Origin of the sequence: Claveliimonas bilis, assembly GCF_020892095.1 — a bacterium.
Lineage (GTDB): Bacteria > Bacillota > Clostridia > Lachnospirales > Lachnospiraceae > Claveliimonas > Claveliimonas bilis.
Genome location: NZ_AP024845.1, coordinates 52159 through 73433 on the forward strand (window position 1 = coordinate 52159; position 21275 = coordinate 73433).

Here is a 21275-nt window from a genome sequence, read left to right on the forward strand (position 1 = left end):
TAAATTAAAAATCGAATGCCAGACGAATAAGCGCGATATCGCCTTTGTCAAATGTTTTTTGTTCACTGTTTTCCATTTCAATCGTTACGGTATCTTTATCATAGCCTGTAAGGATTCCGGTAAATTCTTTCTTTTTGTCCACCATACGGTACGTGCGGATCTCTACTTCCTTCCCGAGACTTCTTTTAAAGTCCTTCTCTTTTTTCAGGGGACGGCCAAGTCCCGGTGAACTTACTTCCAAAATATAGGACTCTTCGATAAAGTCCTTTTCATCCAGGAGATCGGAGAGCTCTCTGCTGACCTTCTCACAGTCATCCACATTGATTCCTCCCGGTTTGTCGATGTAGGCGCGAAGATACCAGTTTCCGCCTTCTTTTACATACTCTACATCCACCAGTTCAAATCCGTTTCTTTCCATGATCGGATTTAAGAGTTCTTCTGTTCTTTGCTCATAAATTTCTCTTTTTGCCAACGTAAAACCTCCTATTCGTACCGTTTCTGCTTCATAACTCCAGCGGAAATATGGGAAATCCAGAAAACCTTTCCATCATATAAAGAAGAGTGAACTTTCGTCCACTCTTCTGCCGCATGTTTATGTAACTGTTGTTTAGTATAGCACTGTTTTTACGGAAAATCAAGGGATTTCCCGTACTTTTTTTATATACCGGATTTTCTGTCCTAAATCTTATCCCCGGTTCTTTACTCCCTGGGTGTCTCTCTTTCCGATCCTGAGGCGGTTAAGAACTACTTCTTTCTCTTTATATACCGCCTTGGCCTCTGTCCCCTCGTCGAAGAGATACGCTGCTTCCAGCTCATCGTTTTTCTTAAGCCGGATTCCTCTTACACCCACAGCTCCTTTTTTCTTTTCTGAAACTTCTGACGCCGGGAAACGAAGGAAATACCCATCCTTTGTTTGAAGGACCACCTGCTTATTGTCGGTAATGACCGCCACACTGACAAGGCTGTCTCCCTCCTGCAGCTTCGTGGCTGCTATTGTCCGCTTGGATACCTGAAATTCTGTTCCTTCCACCTGCTTGATCATTCCCTGCTTAGTGGCAAAAAAGATTCTGGAGAAACGCATCTGTTCCGCGTCGCACAGATAGACGATCTCTTCCTGCGTGCTGTCAAAGTTGCTCATATTATCCACCGGCTGGCCCTTATCCCTGAATTTTCCAAAAGGAACATCCAGAACTTTCAGCTGATGCATCTTTCCCCCGTCAGTAAAGATACAGATCTTTCCGGTATTCAGACAGTTCACTACATATTTGTTTTCACTGTCCGCCGCCTCTTTATTCCTCTCATAGGTAGGAACATCCACGCATCTTGCATATCCGAAACGATCCATAAGAAAGACGATCTCCTGCTCCTCGATCTTCTTTTCTTCAAAGACAGCTTCCTCTGCATTCTCAACCACAGTCTTTCGTTTGACTGCAAATTCCTTTTTAAACGCATCTAATTCTTCTATAATAACGTCTGCCATGGAATCATAGTTATTTAAAATATCCTCGTATCTTGCAATATTAGCCAGGGTCTCCTCATGCTCCTTCATAAGCGCTTCGATTTCCAGCCCGATCAGCTTATAAAGGCGCATTTCCAGGATGGCTGTGGCCTGCCGCTCCGTAAAGCGCAGCATGGACGCCATTTTCTTGGAAATCTTGGATTTAAAGACAATGTTGTCAGTGACCCCTTTTGTCAGACATTCCTTCGCATCCTTCACCGACCGGCTTCCGCGAAGGATCTCAATGATCAGGTCTATGACATCACACGCCTTTATCAGACCTTCCTGGATTTCTTTGCGGTCCAGCTCCTTTGCAAGAAGATTTTTGTATTTGCGTGTTGCAAGTTCAAACTGGAAATCCACATGATGCTCAATGATCTTCTTAAGCCCCATGGTCTCCGGACGTCCGTCTGCAACTGCCAGCATATTGACGCCAAAAGTATCTTCCAGCCTTGTCTTTTTATAGAGCATATTAGTCAGATTTTTGACATCTGCCCCTTTTTTCAGCTCAATGACAATGCGGATCCCTTCCTTGGAGGACTGGTTGGAAATATCTACAATATCGTTTGTCTTTTTTGTTTCTACAAGGGCACAAACATCGTTGAGGAATTTTCCGATTCCTGCCCCGATCATGGTATACGGGATTTCTGTAATGACTAGACGCTGTTTTCCGCCTTTCATGTCCTCCACTTCCACTTTACCCCGCAGTTTGATCTTGCCGGTTCCTGTTTCGTAGATGTTCAGGAGATCATCCTTGTTTACCACAATGCCGCCGGTAGGAAAATCCGGCCCTTTTACATATTTCATCAGCTGCCTTGTGCTGATTTCATCATTTTTCATATAGGCCTTCACTGCGTCGATGACTTCGCCCAGATTGTGAGTCGGAATACTGGTCGCCATACCGACTGCGATTCCTTCCGCTCCATTTACAAGAAGGTTGGGAATACGCACCGGAAGCACTTCCGGTTCTTTTTCCGTCTCGTCAAAGTTGGACATAAAATTGACTACATCCTTGTCCAGATCCTTAAGAAACGCCATCTGTGTAAATTTGGCAAGGCGGGCCTCTGTGTAACGCATGGCCGCCGCCCCGTCTCCCTCAATGGAACCAAAATTCCCGTGGCCATCCACAAGGACCATGCCTTTTTTAAATTCCTGTGCCATCACCACAAGGGCTTCATAAATGGAACTGTCTCCGTGAGGATGGTATTTACCCATCGTATCTCCTACTATACGGGCACATTTACGGTAAGGCCTGTCATAGCGGATACCCAGCTCGTGCATGTCATAAAGTGTCCGCCGCTGAACAGGCTTCAGCCCATCGCGCACATCCGGAAGGGCCCTTGCAATAATGACGCTCATCGCATAATCAATATAAGATTTTTTCATCAGATCCGAGTATTCCGTACGAATGATCTGTTCTTCCTGCATTGCTATTCTCCCTTCTAAATGTCAAGCTCTGCCTCTGTGGCATTTTCATAAATAAAAGCCCGTCGGGGAGGCACTTCATTTCCCATCAGCATCTCTGTTACGCCGGAAGCCATTCTGGCGTCTTCTATTTCTACCAGCTTCAGGATCCTTGTCTTTGGATTGAGGGTTGTCTCCCATAACTGCTCTGCGTCCATTTCTCCAAGGCCTTTGTATCGCTGGAGGGTAAATGGTCCTTCATGGGTTTTCCGGTATCTTTCCAGTGCCTTATCATCGTAGAGATATTCTTCCTCGCCTTTTTTGGGCATGGCTTTGTAAAGAGGCGGCATGGCGATATACACATGTCCCTCATAGATCAGCTCCGGCATAAACCGATAAAACAATGTCAAAAGCAACGTGGAAATATGTGCTCCGTCCACATCTGCATCTGCCATAATAATGATCTTATCATACCGCAGCTTTGTAATATCGAAATCGTTGCCATATCCTTCCGAAAATCCGCATCCGAAAGCATTGATCATAGTTTTGATCTCGGCATTGGCAAGAATCTTATCAATGCTCGCCTTTTCCACATTGAGGATTTTCCCCCGGATGGGCAGGATTGCCTGATACATTCTGTCTCTTGCTGTTTTGGCAGATCCTCCCGCGGAATCTCCCTCCACAATAAATATCTCGCATTTGGAAGCATCCCTGCTCTCACAGTTTGCAAGCTTCCCGTTACTGTCAAAGGAATATTTCTGTTTTGTCAGAAGGTTTGTCTTGGCCCTTTCTTCTGTCTTCCGTATCTTTGCCGCTTTTTCCGCACAGGAAAGAACCTTTTTCAGGTTTTCCAGATTCCGGTCAAAATACCTTACGATCTCATCGTTGGTCACTTTGCTGACAGCTTTTGCCGCATCAGGATTGTCCAGCTTGGTCTTTGTCTGTCCCTCGAATCTGGGATCCGGGTGTTTAATGGAAATAATGGCTGTCATTCCGTTGCGGATATCCGCTCCTGTAAAATTGCTGTCCTTTTCCTTTAAAATGCCGAGTTCTCTTGCATACTGATTCATTACCGTCGTAAAGGTTGTCTTAAATCCGGTCAGATGTGTGCCGCCCTCGGCGTTATAAATATTATTGCAAAATCCCAACACATTTTCGTGAAATTCATTGACATACTGAAAGGCGGCTTCCACCTCAATGCCTTCCGCCTCTCCTTTAAAATAAACCGGCTCATGGATGATTTCCTTCTTTTCATTGAGTTCTTTAATAAATCCCAGAATTCCATCCGGCTCATGATAAGTGATCTTCTCCGGTTCACTGCCCCGTCTGTCTTCATATATAATTGTCAAAGAAGGATTCAGGTAAGCCGTCTCATGCATACGGCTCTTTACCTCTTCTCCCCGGAAGCGGGTCTTTTCAAAGATCGTATCGTCCGGAAGGAAGTTTACCTTTGTCCCGGTTTTTCTTGTCTTTGCAATCCTGGGCAGAAGTCCGTCCTCCAGCTCTATGACAGGGATTCCTCTCTCATAGCGGTCGTGATGCACATATCCTTCCCTGCTGATTTCCACATCCATATAGGATGAGAGCGCGTTGACAACAGAGGAACCTACGCCGTGAAGTCCACCGCTCGTCTTATAAGCTGAATCATCAAATTTTCCGCCGGCATGCAAAGTAGTATAGACGATACGCGCCGCCGGCAGGCCTTTGGCATGCATACCTACCGGAACGCCCCGCCCGTTATCGCTTACTGTACAGGATCCGTCCTTTTCCAGGACCACATGGATCTCACTGCAGTATCCTGCCAGGTGTTCATCCACCGCATTGTCCACCATCTCATAGATCAAATGATTCAATCCTTTTGTGGAAACGCTTCCTATATACATTCCCGGACGTTTCCGCACTGCTTCCAGACCTTCCAGTATGGCAATGCTATCTGCATCATAGGTATTTTTCTTTGCCATATCGCTTTTACCCCTTCTCCTGATTTTTCACCATATCATTCCAATATTAGCATAAAATACAGGGTTGTGCAAACAAAAACACCCTTCTGCCTCAGCCTGTCAGCACCGTATTGAGAAGATCCGCCAGAACTTCCATGGCGTTTTTCATTTCCTGTACTGTGTTTGTCTGAGCCCCTGCTTCCACAAGAAGACTCTTTGGCATAAAGTGCATATTATATCTGTAGCCCCTAAGGTAGATCCTCCTTGCAAATCCCGGATATCTGTTGTTGGCAGCCACCTGCATCTGAAGGGAAAAAGCCAGGTTATCCTGTATGTAAGGGTTCGCCAGATAATCAATCTCTCCATTGGCTCTTGTCTTGCTAAGACCGTTGAAAAACATGATCTGAGCAGTCTGTTCTCCGTTTACTTCCGTTACAAGGTGAGTTCCTTCCCCCACGCCGTCTCTGTGCAGGTCGATCACTACCTCGATAGTGGGATTTTCTTCCAGGATCTTCTGAATATCCGGTTTAGCCATATCATATGCAAGGCTGCGGTCCAGCTTTCCGTCGATCAGATCGTATACGCCTTTATGATGAAGGGTAGGAATATGGTAGGTATCATTTAAAAGACTTGTCAGATAATCCCCGATCCCCACAATCGAGGTGGACTCATCACCCTGTACCGAATCGGCAAACATTTCCTGTGAATGGGTATGATAGATCAGGATCTTCGGTCCCTCCTGACTTTGGTCGATCTTCATGTTCTTTGCCATCAGCTCCCCGCCTTTCAGCTCGTCAGGCCGAATCATAGTAGTGCTGTCCACTGTATAAAAATTACTGAGAAGATAATTAAAATCGCTCATTTTTTCAATAGAAGTATCAATCGGCGTCCCGGATGTATGTATCGTTTCCGCCGAATCGTCCTTTCCACTGATCAGTTTTCCATCCGCTCCGACTTCATTTTCATCATGGGCCTGCCGGCTTAATATCATTTCATAGGTAGCCGCATCTTCCACATCTGTACCGCCTCCTTCCTTTTCTTCTACATAAGATCCCAGCGGAACAAGAAGCGAGGTGCTTCTTGCAACCATATCGGGCAGGGAGAACTGTCTGCCTTTCTCCTCATAGAAAAAGCCGGGCAGCCAGACCTCCTCCACATGCCCAAAAAGTGCTCCGCTTATTTTCTCTCCTCCGCATTTCCAGGGTTTTACACCTGCCTGTACAACGGCATATCCCAGTAACAGAACCAAAATGCACATTATTCCGATTCTGCTAAGCCTCCATTTCCTCTTCACTTTCTCACCTGCTTACTGAATCTTTTACCACTATATGACCTCCGGTTCCGTTTTATGAAAGAATGAAGCAGGTCGGATCCTTCGTTTTCATTACGATCCGAACAAATGATTCAGAGCTTCGGAAATAGTATAGCTGATCCTCTTCACCGTCTCATCCACATCCTTCGGAGTAACAAACATCCCGTTCAGGTGGGGTGCGATCAGTTCCTTTACCAGTTCATACTTTTCCGCCGCATTATATCCCTGCAGGACCACCCCTACTCCTTTTAGGGTATCTGATGTTTCCATGGCCCGGATCAGACTTTCCATGGCGTCGCTTACGATCGTTGCTGCATCCACCACGGTAGGTACTCCAATGGCAATGACCGGCACTCCCACAGTTTCTTTCGTAATGGCATTCCTGTGATTTCCTACGCCGGAACCCGGATTGATCCCTGTATCAGACAATTGGATCGTCCGGTTCAGCCTTTTGGAATTGCGGGCTGCCAGGGCATCTACTGCAATAACCACATCCGGTTTTGTCTCTTTCACCACTCCTCGTATGATCTCCACTGTCTCCATCCCGGTCTGTCCCATAACTCCTGGTACAATAGCGCTCAAAGGATCAACCCGATCTTTCCCCATCGCATATTTTCCATATTCTTTTACAATATGTCTTGTAATATTCAGATTATCCGCAACATAGGGCCCCAGCGCATCCGGAGTTACCTGACGGTTTCCAAGCCCCGCTACAAGTACGGAACAGTCTTTCTTTTCGGCGGGAAGAAGCTGCCGTAAAAAACATTCCATTTCTTCCGATACTTCCCTGTGATAATCTTCATCCGGCACAGCTAGTTTTGGCGCCTCCAGTGTAATATAATTCCCTACAGGCTTTCCCATGGTGCGGGCCCCGTTTTCTGTTGTAATTCTCACAGTCGTGACTCTGATTTCCCTCTCCTCATCATAATTTTCTTCCAGAACAACCCCCGGGATCTCTACGTTATCCGCCTCGAAACGCTCTTTCTGCTCTAAAGCCAGATCTGTCCGAATACTGTACTTCTCAATCATTTTGGCACCCTCATTTCAGTCTTGTTTTTCCTATAGTTTTTACAAATATTTGCGAAATATGTATTGACATCCCGGAATCATTGGCATAAAATGAATGAGTATGTTTCGTTAGACTGTCCGTGTCCGGCTCTAACGAATCGGAAATCGAGATCATCGAAATAGTATTATTTGGAGGTGGACAAGTTGGCTAACATTAAATCTGCTAAGAAGAGAATCTTAGTAAACGAAACAAAGGCTGCTAGAAATAAGGCAATCAAATCTAAAGTAAAAACCTGTGTAAAGAAAGTTGAAACAGCTGTTGCAAATAAAGATGCCGCTGCTGCTGCAGAAGCTCTTAAAATTGCTACTGTAGAGATCAACAAAGCAGGAAGCAAGGGTGTTTATCATAAAAACACATGCGCCAGAAAGATTTCCCGTTTAGCAAAAGCTGTAAACGGAATTGCTTAATCATAAAATGAAAGAACACAACAAAGACAGCCATACCGTCAGTGGCTGTCTTTGTTTTTTGCTGGCGTCAGTCTACACTGACGCTATAATCTAAATTGACGAATGTCCAAAACTATTGACAAAAGCGTCTATCTTCTGTCCGGCCGCGCACATCGGACAATCTCCGTTAGCGTATTTCTCATAACCTGCCACATCTTTCTGTGTAAACACCGCATTGATATCCATTCCGGCCACCTTGGATACCTGGCTGAAAGCAGCGCAGATACCATTGACTCTTCCGCCGTAATAAAGAACACTCTCAATTGCCTGCATCATCGTTTTTCCGGTAGTAATAAGTCCTGCTATGATCAGTGTCTGCTGTCCTTCTATCATACGTTTTGTATTGTCCCGGAACATCATTTGCCCCATCTGATTCAACTCTGGTGTGACAAGAGAAATATTTTTTCCGCTGTTCAAAGATACCGTTCCCGGTCTGGAAAGTATATCTGCCACAAAAGTACCCACCACTTCCATACCGTCAAGGCAGACAATCGTATCAATCTCAACCGAGGAAAGATATGGCTCTGCCAGCACTTTTGCTGTCTCACGAGCATTATTACAGCGTGATTTTATGGTTGACAGATCAATGTAGGTATTGACGTGGGAATGAGTCGTAACAAAATGTCCTCTCATAATCTTTACACGTGCTTTCGGATTTTTCCATGAGCGCAGATCTTCAAACTGAATGTCCATAACTAAAACTCCTCCTTTCTGCTTTTCATTTTTTCTTAAATTGGATTCTTTGAAAATCTAATATCTGATTTGTATTTTATCATAAATAATCCAAAAATTCATTATTATCAGATAAATTTAGAACAAAGAGTTTCCTATCGAACCAAAAAAGATACGCGCATCATCCGCACGTATCTTTTCATTTTCCTTTGAATTTCAGTATAAATTAGTTGTTGATCAGTTTGTCTTCGCCGTTCCAGCTGTAAAGTTTTCTGATTTCTTCACCAATCTTTTCTGCCGGATGCTCTGCAGCAAGTTTTCTCATTGCTTTGAAATGTACCTGGCGTCCCGCATCAGACATATCTGTCAGGAAGTCTTTTGCAAATGTACCATCCTGGATATCTGAAAGGATTTTCTTCATTGCCTTCTTTGTATCTTCTGTAATAATCTTCGGTCCTGTAATATAATCGCCATATTCTGCTGTGTTAGAGATAGAATATCTCATTCCTGCAAAACCGCTCTGATAAATCAGGTCAACGATCAGCTTCATTTCATGAATACACTCAAAATATGCGTTTCTCGGATCATATCCGGCTTCTGTCAATGTCTCAAAACCTGCCTGCATCAATGCACATACGCCGCCGCACAGAACAGCCTGCTCTCCAAAGAGGTCTGTCTCTGTCTCTACACGGTATGTAGTTTCCAGAAGTCCTGCCCTTGCTCCGCCGATAGCCAGTCCGTAAGCCAGTGCACGATCCCATGCTTTTCCTGTTGCATCCTGCTCAACAGCGATCAGACAAGGGGTTCCTTTTCCAGCCTGATACTCGCTTCTTACAGTATGTCCCGGAGCTTTCGGAGCGATCATTGTAACATCCACATTCTTCGGAGGTTTGATACATCCGAAATGAATGTTGAATCCATGAGCGAACATCAACATATTTCCTTCCTCAAGGTTTGGCTCAATATCCTTCTTGTACATATCAGCCTGCAGCTCATCATTGATCAGAATCATGATCACGTCAGCCTGTTTTGCAGCCTCTGCTGCTGTATAAACCTGGAATCCCTGTGCCTCTGCCTTTGCCCAGGATTTACTTCCTTCATAAAGACCGATAATAACATCGCATCCTGATTCTTTCAGGTTCAGGGCATGTGCATGTCCCTGGCTTCCATATCCGATAATTGCGATTTTCTGTCCTTCCAGTGCTGCCATATTACAGTCTTCCTGGTAAAAAATTCTTGCTGCCATGTTGCATTCCTCCTAAAATTTTGATTTCTTTTTTATATTCGTTAAAGGAAACTCCTTTAGCTTGCTGTATTTTGTCTGTTCTCCTCATCCGGACTCCATGTCCATTTCTGGCCGTTCTCGTCAATACAGGTGATATCCCGTATACCTCTGGAAAGCCCCGTAATTCCGGTTCTGGCAAGTTCCAGTATTTCATACCCGTCAAGCAGATTCAAAAAGGCCTCCAGTTTGGATTGATTTCCAGTCAGCTCAAGCATCAGTGATTCCTTTTCCACATCCACTACTTTGGCACGGAAAATATCGGCCAGGGATATGACTTCTGCTCTCTCGGAAGCATTGGCTCTGATCTTTACCATGATCAGTTCCCTGTATACAGACTCCCCTTCCTTCAGCACTTTGATTTCAATGACATCTTCCAGCTTGCGTACCTGCTTTTCAATCTGTGACAGGATCAGTTCATCTCCGCTTGCTACAATCGTGATCCTTGTAAATCTGGGATCTGCAGTTACTCCTGCTGTAATACTGTCAATACTGTAGCCCCTTCGGCTGAACAGCCCTGAAATACGGCTTAACACACCTGGTGTATTATCTACCAGCAACGAAAAAACTCGTTTCATACAAGCACCTCTTTTCTTTCTTTTTGCAAAAACAGAGTGCGTTCTGTTTTTTTATAATAACAAGTTCCTACCCCTTTGTCAATAGCTTTCCGGAAACTTCATAACTGTATTTTCTGAAAACGTATCACTGCAGAGCGATTTTCTCTGCCAGATCATTCAGATAAACCCAGCGCTCCATTTTTTCTTCCAGTAAATTTTCTGTCTCATCCTTTTCCTTCATAAGCTGACCCAGTTTTACTGAATTGGTGGCATTTTCATTTATCTCCCCTTCCAGTTTCTGCAGCTTTTCTTCCAGCAGTGCAATATCACTGTCGATTGTCTCGTATTCTTTCTGCTCTTTATAGCTGAACTTTAATCTGGACGGGCGGTTCTCCTTCCACTGCCGGACTGTTTCCGCCTTTTTCTCTTTTTCACTTTCTGACGATCCAACACTCTTTTTCTTCTGATCAGCATCCCGGGCACTGATATAATCCGTGTAGCCTCCTTCATATTGTCTCAATATTCCGCCTTCTTCAAAGGCAAGTATCCTGTCCGCTACATTATCAAGAAAATACCGGTCATGGGACACCGTCACAACAATTCCCACAAAAGAGGCTAAATAATCCTCCAAAATCGTCATCGTAGGAATATCCAGATCATTGGTACATTCATCCAGCACAAGGAAATTCGGATTAGACTGTAGAATCCCGAGAAGAAAAAGTCTCTTTTTCTCCCCACCGGAAAGCTTTTCAATGGGAGCATACTGCATATCCGGAGTAAACAAAAAACGTTCCAGCATCTGCGATGCCGTGATCCGCCCCTCTGTGGTCTGAATATACTCCCCTATATCCTTTACATAGTCTATCACACGCCGGCTGTCATCCATTTCAGGAAGTTCCTGCGAAAAATAGGCGACCTTTACTGTCTCACCCACTTCTCTTCTGCCTGCATCAGGCCGGATCAATCCGGCAATGATCTTGAGCAGCGTAGATTTCCCGCACCCGTTGGGTCCCACAATTCCTACCTTTTGATTTTTCAGGAATATATAGCTGAAATCCCGGATCAGCTGACGCTGACCATAGGAATGACTGACGTCATACAGTTCTATCGTTTTCTTTCCCATCCTTGTCTCAACAGAATCAATCTGTGCTTTAACCTCCCCGGCAGGGCTTTTCGCATTCTTTAAAGCCTCCAGTCTGTCAAGTCTCGCCTTCTGCTTGGTCGTGCGGGCCCTGCATCCTCTGCTGGCCCACTCAAGCTCCATGCGAAGGACACTTTTTCTCTTCCGCTCTGCAGCCAGTTCCCTCTCCTCTCTTTGCGCCTTACGTTCCAGGAAGCCTGAATAATCGGTATCGTAACTGTACAGCTTCCCTCCTTCGATCTCCAGGATCCTTGTTGTAACTTTATCCAGGAAATAACGGTCGTGGGTCACCATCAGGATTGTTCCTCGAAAAGCTTTCAGGTAATCTTCCAGCCACAGGATCATCTCTTCATCCAGATGGTTGGTAGGCTCGTCCAAAAGAAGCACATCAAATGACTGCGCAAGCACCTTAGCAAGAGCTGTTCTTTTCTTCTGACCACCGGATAAGCTGGCAATCCCGGCCTCGAAATCAGTAATGCCAAGCTTCGTCAGATAACTTTGTACTTTCCAGTCATAATCCTGCTCTCCTGAAAAAGCATAGGAACGCACAGTAGCTTCTGCAGGAAATTCCGGCATCTGTGGAAGATATGCCATTTTCATTCCATTCTGTTTAACAATCTGTCCTTCGTCAGGTTCTGCCAGGCCTGCCGTCATCCTAAGAAGTGTCGTCTTTCCTGTTCCGTTGATCCCCACGATTCCTATTTTATCCCCTTGCTGGATCCCAAAGGAAGCATCCTGAAAAATCGTTTTTCCGCCATATATTTTACTGATATGTTCAATATTTATAAAATTCATTGTGTCGTTCCTCCGCCTGTATGTCTTTCACATTAATCATAAAGAAAAGGACAGAACTTGTAAAGCCCTGCCCTCTTTCTCATTTCATATCCGTTCATCTATCTGCCATCAGATAAATTTCTTCTGTGAAGCGCGTTTTTTACCGTACCAGATAATTATGCCGCCGTAGATGATCGCCGCTGCCGCACCGATCGCATATGCGCCGCCCCATGGTACATTAAATCCGATTTTTGCATTCACGATATATGTAATTGTGACAAATGCATACCATACCCCCGGAATCATAGGCATCCAGACGAATTTAGCCTTATTGTTTTCAAACATCCAGACAGAGATTGCCAGGAATGCAAACAGAGACAGCGTCTGATTGGACCATGCAAAGTAACGCCACAAAATATTGAATCCGTCTGCATTGCTCTTTGCAAATACAAGAATTACCGCCACAAGAATGAAGATCACCGCGGCCAGGGACAAACGCTTTTTCACATTTGTCTGATCCAGATGGAACGCATCTGCAACTGCCAGTCTGAGAGAACGAAGCGCCGTATCTCCTGATGTGATCGGAAGCACAATGACTCCAAGAAGCGCAATGATACCGCCGACATTTCCAAGAATATCCTTACAGATCACACCGATAGTTGCGGTTGCCAGAGAAGCATCCGCTGCCTGCAGGCCAAGGTTGTAAGCCCCCATAGCTCCTGCAGCCCATACCATTGCAATGAATCCTTCCAGAACCATCATGTTGTAGAAAGTCATGCGGCCCTGGCGTTCACTCTTCATGGTACGTGAAATAATGGCTGTCTGTGTAGAGTGGAATCCGGACAAAATACCACAGGCTACTGTAATAAAGAAAATCGGAATGAAATGATTGGCGCTGAAATAATCTCCGTAAGGAACAAGAACGCCGTTCCAGTTATCCCACAGCTCCATCAGCGGATACCCCTTTACAAAAAGGCCGACAAATACTCCGATTGCAGAAAACAGGAGAATTGCTCCAAAAATCGGATAGATACGTCCGATGATCTTGTCGATCGGAAATACTGTCGCGATCAGATAGTAAACGAAAATAACTCCATAGATCACCCATGTAGATACAGAAGTTGCCTTTCCGTCAAAACCAAACACCTGTGTTGCCGCAATATCTCCAGGCGTATAGATGAAAACCGCTCCTACCAGAAGAAGCAGCAGACTGCAGAAAATCTGATATACCGTATATACGCCCTTATTGCTGTATCTGCGGATCATGTCCGGCATCTGTGTACCGCCGTCACGCAGACAGATCATACCGGAAAAATAGTCGTGCATCGCACCGCCGATGATATTCCCGATAGGAATTGTAATAAAAGCAATAGGTCCGAATAAAATACCCTGGATCGGTCCCAGGATCGGTCCGGTACCTGCAATGTTCAAAAGGTTGATCAGACTGTTTTTCCACTCTCGCATAGGAACATAGTCAACCCCGTCCTGTTTGGAGTAGGCAGGTGTTTTCCTGTCATCAGGACCGAATACTTTCTCACAGAACTTTCCATAGAGAGCTGCCCCTACAAAAAGAATTGCAAGACCAATGATAAAAGTTATCATATAAATCCCTCCTTTTCTCATTTCCATATGATTTTTCACACAACTCAACAGTATAACAATGCATTTTCTAAAAGTAAAGGTGCAAATTTATCCTCATCGTGATGTTAAATTTGTCATGGTTAAATTGATCATATTTTCATCACAGTCCTCAAGTGTTATAATACTCCTGTCAGATCCGGACAAAGTCCGATGTACGACTGTCCGGATAAATACCAGCAGGAAAAGGGGAAATACCGTGACTGATTATTTTACTTATCTCGAAGAAGAACATATATCTCCCGGCGTTCTCAATGGAATCCGGGATTACAGGAAGCAGTTTCTGCCTGATGAAACAGCTGCTGTTCCGCCCAGATATTTCTATTATGGGAAAGAAGTATGGGAGCAGGCTGCGCACGCTCTTTTGGCCGGCGAAAATCTCCTGCTGGCCGGAGCCAAAGCCACAGGCAAAAATGTCCTTGCAGAAAATCTGGCTGCTGTATTCGGACGTCCCGTCTGGAACGTTTCCCTTCACATCAATACAGACGCCTCCTCTTTGCTCGGAACAGATACCTTCCAGAACGGGGAAGTTGTCTTTCGTCCCGGTCCGGTATGCCAATGCGCTTCTGCCGGAGGATTCTGCATACTGGATGAGATCAACATGGCACGCAACGAGGCATTGGCCGTCCTTCACTCCCTTCTGGATTTCAGGAAATCCATTCAGATCCCGGGATACGGACCGATAAAGATCCACGAAGCTTCCCGCTTCATAGCCACTATGAATTACGGCTACGCCGGAACCAGAGAAGTGAATGAAGCCCTCTCTTCCCGTTTCATGGTACTGCAGATGCCGGAAATTGAATCTGAAAATTTAGAGAAACTTCTTGAAAAAGAATTTCCCTCTCTCCGCAAAGAATATCGAAAGCAGTTCACTGCTCTTTTCCTGGATATCCGTTCCAAATGCAGAAGCGGTGAACTGACAGAAAAAGTACTGGACCTCCGCGGACTCATAGGCGCCCTTCGCATGATAGAAGGCGGACTTGAGGTATATCCTGCCCTTCATATGGGTATCACCGGTAAAACCCCGGATCCCTATGAGCAGTCACTGGTCCGGGATATCATCTCCTCCCGGTTTTCTGCCAAAACAGACCCCGGAAAATTATTTGACTTGTAGATTCGGGCCGCATTACGGTATTCTTCAGAAGAGACGCCCGGCTGCCGGCCATAACCAGATTGAAAAAACAAATTTACAGCAAGAAGCAGGATAATACAATGCAGCAAAAACATTCCGTTTCAAAAGAGCAGCGGCGTGCCATGAACATCGTCTGGACCGCCGCTGGAGATTACAGCTTTACACCGGCTTTCCTCTCCTTTTTCCAGGATGGAACGCCCGATTTTTATATGAACTCAATCATCGGATATGTCCGGAAATGGTATGAGCCGGAAATCATAAACCGGCTTTTTGATCTTGCCGGCCGCTCTTTTTTCCATGAAACACTGGATGGCCTTTTGTGGGTTGCGCTGGAAAACTGCGTTTACGAAAAGGAAGTGAAACAGCGTCCGGTTCTTGAGGAATTACGCCTGGAGCACGCCCGTCTCTTTTTTGAGCAGGAACAGTTCCGTTCCCGCCAGCAGTGGATGGCTCAAAACAGCCTGGTTTATGCCTTGCAGGCAGCCAGATGCCGGCTTGTACTTGGCAAAGAAGCTTCCCTTCTCAATCCATGGGAGCGGAATCTTTTTCGTGATCTGCAGTACAGCGGTAATATGAACACGCAGGAAATCTACGATCAGTCTCTCCTTATTTTCCGAAAATATTTTTTCTTCCGGGAAAACCTTGCAAAACCTTCCTTCTTTCAAAAACTAAGATCATCTTTTCAACGGCGTATGTTAAGACACCTTCCCTCAAAAACAGTCCGCACTGAATATCTTCTCACCGGAGTCAGTCCTTCCCGGACAGGAGGACGTCTCACCATCCGGGAAGGCGGTATTGGAAAGAAGCAGTTTTCTTCTCCGGAAGATTTTTCCTATATAGAAGGATGTTTTGGAAGATCCATCTATACAGATGCGGAAAATGAAGCGATCGAGCAGAGTCTCTGCACACTGGCACACCGGAACTGTCATCTTCATTTTACAGACGGAGAACTCTCCTCTGTCCCGGATACAGATCCCCTTGTGGAGAAAGTCCGGTCTGATGCCCACAGGCAATATCAGCAAAACCTGGCCCACTACAGAAGCCGTCGGGTCTTTTACCGGAACAGTATTCTTCATCTGACGGAACAGATCAAAAACGCTCTGCTGGTATATCCTCAGTCTCTGCCCCTTCCTGCCAGAAGCGGCCGTTTCTGTCCCGGCCTGATCTGGCGGGGTCTGTATCTTAATGATCCAAGAGTATTTACTGACACTTTGAAAGAAAACTCTGTTGATTTTTCTGTGGATCTGATGCTGGATGCGTCTGCCTCCCGCCTGGAATATCAGGAACTCATCTCCTGCCAGGGTTATGTCATTGCCAAAAGTCTGCAAAAATGCGGTATCCCTGTACAGGTATACTCTTATCTGAGTATACGCGGCTTTACTGTAATGAACCGTTTTCTCCAATACAGCGACGGAATATCCGGGGACTGCCGTTCTCTCTTCCGCTACTTTGCTGCCGGCTGGAACAGGGACGGGCTTGCCCTAAGAGGCGCTGGAGAGCTGATGCACTCCTCTCCTGCCAGGAATAAAATCCTGATCATCCTGACAGATGCAAGTCCCAACGACGATCACCGCATTCCCCTGGGATCACCCGGCGCTTCCCACGTAAGCAGGGATTATTCAGGGCAGGCAGGGATTGACGACACAGCCAGAGAAGTACGCGCGCTTCGAAAAGCAGGAATCCACGTATGCGCTATACTTACTGGTGAGGACGGCGACGCGGCTGCTGCAAAGAACATATTCGGGAATGACTTTGTCCGCATCGAGAAAATAGAACACTTTTCCCGGGCTGCCGGGCTGCTGATCCAGAAACAGATCCAAAAACTGAATATGGCGCCGGTATATACCGACGCCTCATCCAATCTTTTATAAAACCTATTTTACTTCTATCAGCTCATATTCCCGCGTTCCGATGCCAATCTTCTCCGCATGCGCCAGACAGGTCTGCCATTCACTTTCCGGTGTGGTATTCGTGAAATGATCATGGTGATCACAGAAATCGCTGGCATGCATATTGTCATCCAGGAGACTTCCCGGGATCGGCTGCTGTGCATTGCACGCATCTGCGCAGGCCTGATCCAGTGCAACCGGATCGTAGCTCGCAAACATACCGACATCCGGAAGGATCGGCAGGTCATTTTCTGCATGGCAGTCACAGTACGGCGACACATCTATCACAAGATTGATATGGAAATTCGGACGTCCGTCAATGACTGCCTTGGTATATTCTGCAATCTTCATATCCAGTTCCTTCACAGCAGAACTGTTCTCATTATAAATGGCGTCAAAATTGCATGCCCCCAGACAGCGTCCGCATCCTACACATTTTTCATGGTCAATGCTTGCCTTGTTTTCCGGGAAAGAGATCGCTCCGTGGGCGCAGTTTTTGGAACAGACTTTACATCCCACGCAGTGCTCTCTGTCTACAGTAGGCTTTCCGCTGTTGTGCTGCTCCATTTTACCGGCCCGGCTTCCGCATCCCATTCCGATATTTTTCAGCGCCCCTCCGAATCCGGTCGCCTCATGTCCTTTAAAATGATTCAGACTTATAAAAATATCCGCATCCATAACGGCACGGCCGATCTTTGCTTCCCTGACAAGTTCTCCGCCTTCTACCGGTACATACACTTCATCCGTTCCCTTCAGGCCGTCTGCAATAATGATATGGCAGCCTGTAGACAGAATATTAAAACCATTTTCATAGGCGGCGCTCAAATGTTCCAGTGCATCCTTGCGGCGTCCCACATACAGCGTATTACAGTCTGTCAGAAAAGGCCTCCCTCCCAGCTCTTTTACTACATCCGCAACTGCTTTTGCATAATTAGGACGGAGAAAGGACAGATTGCCGGGCTCTCCAAAATGTATCTTGATCGCAACCATCTTTTTCTCAAAATCAATCTCTCCAATTCCTGCTCTTTTCATTAATTTCTGCAATTTGCCCGGCAGGTTTGTACCGGGAAGTGCACGAAGATCCGTAAAATAAACTTTTGATTTTTCCATTCTATTCCTCTCCTTTACCCATCTATTTTCTATCTTACCGGCCCGCCTTTTTGAGTCCCGGTGCAGACAATAAAAGAACCGCCGTTAAAATACCGATAATACCGATCAGATCCATTCCCGCAAAAGCCACATGCATCATAAGCACAGAAGCAATCGTTGCTGTAACAGGCTCGGCCGACGCCAAAAGACTCGCTTTTGCGGCCCCTATCATTCGAACTCCTTCCATGTAAAATGAAAAGGAAAGGACCGTTCCTACTACAATAACCACTGCAAGGGCCCCAACCGCCTGCAGATCCCATTGACCGGCCACATGCCATGGATGTGTAAATACTGACAGTATAATGCCTCCTGCAAACATTCCCCAGCCGATCACACAGAATGTTCCGTATTCTTTCATCAGCCTGATAGGAAGCAGATTATAAACCGCCATCATGACTGCCGACATCAGCCCCCAGATAAGGGCGTCCGTTGATAGGGCCATAGACTGAATGTTTCCGTGCGTAGCGAGAAAAAATGTTCCCACAAGCGCAAATATAAGGGCTGCAATTTCAAAATTATCCGGTCTTCTCCGGTCTTTTACGGCCTCAAAAGCCAGGATCATGACCGGAGCAGTATACTGCAGAACAGTAGCAGTACCGGCATTGGAAAGCTCTACTGCCGTATAATAGGAAAGCTGACATCCCGCCATTCCAAACACAGAAAAAAGCAGCAGAGTCAGGACATCTCTCTTTCTTGTCCATATTTTCCAGAAGGTATCTCTTTGTTTGATCCATACTGTAGAAAGCAACAGCAGGCCTGCAATGATAAGTCTTACACTGACGAGCCATCTGGCATTTGTCCCCTTGTACTCAAAGAGATACTGTCCGAACACTCCGGCCAGCCCCCAGAAGATTCCGCCGATCAGGGCAATCGACATCCCCCGGAGATTCTCTCTTCGCTCCATATTTGTAAATCTGTTTTCCATGTATGTTATCCAACCTTTTTCCCGTAAAAGATCAGACCCACTACTCCCGGTCCTGCATGAGTCCCTATACTTGGGCTTACGTCATTGATCACTACTTTTTCAAAGCCCATTTCTCTGACATAATGCGCCACTTCCTCTGCCTCTTTCAGGCAGTCTCCATGAACAATGGCTACCATTCTGTCTTTTCCGAACTTTTCAGTATCCAGGCTCTGCTCCATCCGCTGCACTAAAGTCTTCAAAGCCTTTTTCCGTCCTCTTACTGTCCCGTCTGACTTCAGTTCTCCTTCGGCGGTGACAGTAAGCAAAGGTTTAATATTGATCACACTTCCTACAACTGCCGTCGTTTTAGATACTCTGCCCCCTCTTTGCAGATGATGAAGATCATCCACAGTAAAAATCACATTGATACACTCTCTTTCTTCCCGGAGAACCGCGTCCAGTTCATCAAGTGTCTTTCCTTCCTTCTTAAGCTGTACTGCTCTGAACACAGATACTCCCTCTCCAAGAGAGGCATTCAGAGAATCAAATACAAGGATCCTTCTTCCGGGATATTTCTCCATAAGATCTCTTGCGGCTATCTGTACATTTCCGCAGCTTCCGCTTAGTGCACTGGAAAAAGCAATGTGATAAATATCCTTTCCTTCTTTCAGGATTGCTTCAAACGTTTCACGGATTACCTCCGGATTATTTGCCATAGATTTAGGAAGCTCACCCTTACGCATTGTCTCATAAAATTCTTTCGGCTCCATCTTAAGCTCATCACCATACACTGTATCGCCGAACATATAATACTGCGGTATAACAGGAATCTGATTTTCTTTCAGAAACTCTTCCGGCACATCAGAGTTAGAATCTGTTGTAATTACATAATCTGCCATTTGATATTCCTCCTCATGCTTATACATCTCATCCATTATATCTCATTCCGTACAAATTTACCAGACAGCAGATTTTCTTCTTTGCATTTTCCCCTATTAGTGATAAAGTAATAAGGTAGTTTCTATCTTCATTTTCTTTACTAATAGAAACAAAAGGTAAATCTATATTTTACTCAGGAGGAAATTATGTCAAATTCAAACTCATCTGTCACACAAAAACATGCATCCGTTTTTGAGCTGAACGGCATCCCCTCTTTCGGGCAGGCACTGCCTCTGGCTCTTCAGCATGTAGTTGCCATGATCGTGGGGTGTGTCACTCCGTCTATTATCGTTGCCGGAGTCGCCGGCATCAATGCCGGTGACAGGGTCATCCTTATTCAGGCTGCTCTGTTTTGTTCCGCTATCAGCACATTGCTTCAGCTCTTCCCCTTTATCAAATTCAGGAATTTTCAGCTGGGCAGCGCCCTCCCGGTCATTCTGGGAATCAGCTTCGCCTATGTACCGAGCATGCAGGCGATTGCCGGAACTTACGATATTGCCACCATCCTTGGAGCACAGGTTGTGGGCGGCGTCATTGCCATCATAGTAGGCTTCTGCATCAAGAAGATCCGAGTCCTTTTCCCGCCCCTTGTAACCGGAACTGTTGTTTTCACCATCGGACTTTCTCTGTATCCCACTGCTGTCAACTACATGGCAGGAGGAACTTCCAGTGATCATTATGGTTCCTGGCAGAACTGGCTGGTAGCCTTCTTTACCCTTGCAGTTGTGACAGGTCTGAATCATTTTGCAAAAGGATTCCTGAAGTTAGCTTCCATTCTGATCGGTATCATTGCGGGATATCTTCTCGCTATCCCCTTCGGGCTGGTGGATCTGTCAGGGGTTCAGTCGGCGGGGCTTTTCCAGCTTCCCCAGCCTTTGCATTTTTCTATAAGCTTTGAACCCTCCGCCTGTGTGGCCATCGGACTTTTGTTTGCCATTAATTCTATCCAGGCCATCGGAGACTTCTCTGCAACCACTTCCGGAAGTATGAACCGTATGCCGGAAGATAAAGAACTCCAGGGCGGTATCATCATGTACGGAATCAGCAATATCCTCTGTGCCTTTTTCGGCGGACTTCCGACTGCAACTTACAGTCAGAATGTCGGTATCGTTACCACTACAAAGGTAATTAACCGGTGCGTGCTGGGACTTGCTGCTATTATCCTGATGATCGCCGGTTTTGTGCCGAAATTCTCCGGTCTTTTAACTACTATTCCTCAATGTGTGCTGGGCGGCGCCACCATTTCTGTCTTTGCCTCCATCGCCATGACAGGGATCAAGCTGATCTTCCAGCAGGAAATGAACTTCCGCAATACTTCGATCGTAGGACTTTCTGTTGCCCTTGGTATGGGCATTACCCAGGCTTCCGCTTCTCTGGCCTCTTTCCCGGAATGGGTGACAACGGTATTCGGAAGCTCACCGGTAGTTGTTGCTACACTGATGGCTATTATCCTGAATGTCATCCTGCCAAAAGAAGCAGAAAAACCTCAAAGCTAACTATTTGCAAAGCAAAGATAATGATAACAAAAA

17 protein-coding genes are annotated in these 21275 nt (G+C 45.8%); 4 read left to right on the plus strand and 13 right to left on the minus strand.

Annotated elements, in window-relative coordinates:
• Positions 1-4: 4 nt before the first annotated feature.
• The 5 genes from EUBC25_RS00310 to gpr form a co-directional block, all read right to left on the minus strand.
• The gene (locus EUBC25_RS00310) at positions 5-472 is read right to left on the minus strand and encodes a ribosome maturation factor RimP (protein ID WP_230106273.1); all 468 of its coding nucleotides are present in this window, start codon (positions 470-472) and stop codon (positions 5-7) included.
• Between the two features lie 213 nt (positions 473-685).
• Entirely contained in the window at positions 686-2926 is a 2241-nt protein-coding gene (locus EUBC25_RS00315) for a DNA gyrase/topoisomerase IV subunit A (protein ID WP_230106274.1), read from the minus strand.
• A 14-nt stretch (positions 2927-2940) separates the two neighbouring features.
• Positions 2941-4863: a DNA gyrase/topoisomerase IV subunit B gene (locus EUBC25_RS00320; protein WP_230106275.1), complete on the minus strand. Its 1923-nt coding sequence runs from the start codon at positions 4861-4863 to the stop codon at positions 2941-2943.
• A 91-nt stretch (positions 4864-4954) separates the two neighbouring features.
• A complete protein-coding gene (locus EUBC25_RS00325; protein WP_230106276.1) occupies positions 4955-6136 on the minus strand; it encodes a stage II sporulation protein P in 1182 nt (393 codons plus the stop codon).
• A 90-nt stretch (positions 6137-6226) separates the two neighbouring features.
• Positions 6227-7183, minus strand: coding sequence for a GPR endopeptidase (gpr, locus tag EUBC25_RS00330; protein WP_230106277.1), 957 nt, complete (start codon positions 7181-7183; stop codon positions 6227-6229).
• Positions 7184-7366: 183 nt separating this feature from the next.
• Here gpr and rpsT point away from each other — a divergent pair, with 183 nt between their 5' ends.
• Positions 7367-7630, plus strand: a complete 264-nt coding sequence (rpsT, locus tag EUBC25_RS00335; protein WP_230106278.1) for a 30S ribosomal protein S20 — start codon at positions 7367-7369, stop codon at positions 7628-7630.
• Positions 7631-7720: 90 nt separating this feature from the next.
• On the opposite strand, the gene EUBC25_RS00340 is transcribed toward rpsT, so the two are convergent.
• From EUBC25_RS00340 to EUBC25_RS00360, 5 genes are all read right to left on the minus strand, one after another.
• The gene (locus tag EUBC25_RS00340) at positions 7721-8362 is read right to left on the minus strand and encodes a type I phosphoribosyltransferase (protein ID WP_230106279.1); all 642 of its coding nucleotides are present in this window, start codon (positions 8360-8362) and stop codon (positions 7721-7723) included.
• Positions 8363-8567: 205 nt separating this feature from the next.
• Positions 8568-9587 (minus strand): ketol-acid reductoisomerase, encoded by a 1020-nt coding sequence (ilvC, locus tag EUBC25_RS00345; RefSeq protein ID WP_230106280.1) that lies wholly within the window; start codon positions 9585-9587, stop codon positions 8568-8570.
• A 56-nt stretch (positions 9588-9643) separates the two neighbouring features.
• Complete coding sequence (ilvN, locus tag EUBC25_RS00350) at positions 9644-10201, minus strand: acetolactate synthase small subunit (RefSeq protein WP_230106281.1); 558 nt, start codon at positions 10199-10201, stop codon at positions 9644-9646.
• 124 nt (positions 10202-10325) lie between these two features.
• The gene (locus EUBC25_RS00355; protein WP_230106282.1) at positions 10326-12116 is read right to left on the minus strand and encodes an ABC-F family ATP-binding cassette domain-containing protein; all 1791 of its coding nucleotides are present in this window, start codon (positions 12114-12116) and stop codon (positions 10326-10328) included.
• 108 nt (positions 12117-12224) lie between these two features.
• Complete coding sequence (locus EUBC25_RS00360; RefSeq protein ID WP_230106283.1) at positions 12225-13697, minus strand: carbon starvation CstA family protein; 1473 nt, start codon at positions 13695-13697, stop codon at positions 12225-12227.
• Positions 13698-13932: 235 nt separating this feature from the next.
• Here EUBC25_RS00360 and EUBC25_RS00365 point away from each other — a divergent pair, with 235 nt between their 5' ends.
• A complete protein-coding gene (locus EUBC25_RS00365) occupies positions 13933-14847 on the plus strand; it encodes an AAA family ATPase (protein ID WP_230106284.1) in 915 nt (304 codons plus the stop codon).
• Between the two features lie 98 nt (positions 14848-14945).
• The gene (locus EUBC25_RS00370; RefSeq protein ID WP_230106285.1) at positions 14946-16736 is read left to right on the plus strand and encodes a vWA domain-containing protein; all 1791 of its coding nucleotides are present in this window, start codon (positions 14946-14948) and stop codon (positions 16734-16736) included.
• A 3-nt stretch (positions 16737-16739) separates the two neighbouring features.
• Here the strand turns inward: EUBC25_RS00370 and EUBC25_RS00375 are convergent, their stop codons facing one another.
• Genes EUBC25_RS00375 through EUBC25_RS00385 form a run of 3 tightly spaced genes read right to left on the minus strand, consistent with a single transcriptional unit; the run spans position 16740 to position 19706 of the window.
• Complete coding sequence (locus EUBC25_RS00375; protein ID WP_230106286.1) at positions 16740-17864, minus strand: DUF362 domain-containing protein; 1125 nt, start codon at positions 17862-17864, stop codon at positions 16740-16742.
• A gap of 34 nt (positions 17865-17898) precedes the next feature.
• Complete coding sequence (locus EUBC25_RS00380; protein WP_230106287.1) at positions 17899-18828, minus strand: DMT family transporter; 930 nt, start codon at positions 18826-18828, stop codon at positions 17899-17901.
• Positions 18829-18833: 5 nt separating this feature from the next.
• Positions 18834-19706: a DegV family protein gene (locus tag EUBC25_RS00385; RefSeq protein ID WP_230106288.1), complete on the minus strand. Its 873-nt coding sequence runs from the start codon at positions 19704-19706 to the stop codon at positions 18834-18836.
• Between the two features lie 186 nt (positions 19707-19892).
• On the opposite strand from EUBC25_RS00385, the gene EUBC25_RS00390 reads away from it, so the two are divergent.
• Positions 19893-21242 carry a uracil-xanthine permease family protein gene (locus EUBC25_RS00390; protein WP_230106289.1) on the plus strand — a complete coding sequence of 450 codons (1350 nt, stop codon included), beginning with the start codon at positions 19893-19895 and terminating at the stop codon, positions 21240-21242.
• Positions 21243-21275 lie beyond the last annotated feature (33 nt).

Coding starts and splice junctions, on each gene's coding strand:
- EUBC25_RS00315 (WP_230106274.1), bottom strand. CDS start 2,926: ATGCAGGAAGAACAGATCATTCGTACGGAATACTCGGATCTGATGAAA.
- EUBC25_RS00320 (WP_230106275.1), bottom strand. CDS start 4,863: ATGGCAAAGAAAAATACCTATGATGCAGATAGCATTGCCATACTGGAA.
- gpr (WP_230106277.1), bottom strand. CDS start 7,183: ATGATTGAGAAGTACAGTATTCGGACAGATCTGGCTTTAGAGCAGAAA.
- EUBC25_RS00340 (WP_230106279.1), bottom strand. CDS start 8,362: ATGGACATTCAGTTTGAAGATCTGCGCTCATGGAAAAATCCGAAAGCA.
- ilvC (WP_230106280.1), bottom strand. CDS start 9,587: ATGGCAGCAAGAATTTTTTACCAGGAAGACTGTAATATGGCAGCACTG.
- ilvN (WP_230106281.1), bottom strand. CDS start 10,201: ATGAAACGAGTTTTTTCGTTGCTGGTAGATAATACACCAGGTGTGTTA.
- EUBC25_RS00355 (WP_230106282.1), bottom strand. CDS start 12,116: ATGAATTTTATAAATATTGAACATATCAGTAAAATATATGGCGGAAAA.
- EUBC25_RS00360 (WP_230106283.1), bottom strand. CDS start 13,697: ATGATAACTTTTATCATTGGTCTTGCAATTCTTTTTGTAGGGGCAGCT.
- EUBC25_RS00370 (WP_230106285.1), top strand. CDS start 14,946: ATGCAGCAAAAACATTCCGTTTCAAAAGAGCAGCGGCGTGCCATGAAC.
- EUBC25_RS00375 (WP_230106286.1), bottom strand. CDS start 17,864: ATGGAAAAATCAAAAGTTTATTTTACGGATCTTCGTGCACTTCCCGGT.
- EUBC25_RS00380 (WP_230106287.1), bottom strand. CDS start 18,828: ATGGAAAACAGATTTACAAATATGGAGCGAAGAGAGAATCTCCGGGGG.
- EUBC25_RS00385 (WP_230106288.1), bottom strand. CDS start 19,706: ATGGCAGATTATGTAATTACAACAGATTCTAACTCTGATGTGCCGGAA.
- EUBC25_RS00390 (WP_230106289.1), top strand. CDS start 19,893: ATGTCAAATTCAAACTCATCTGTCACACAAAAACATGCATCCGTTTTT.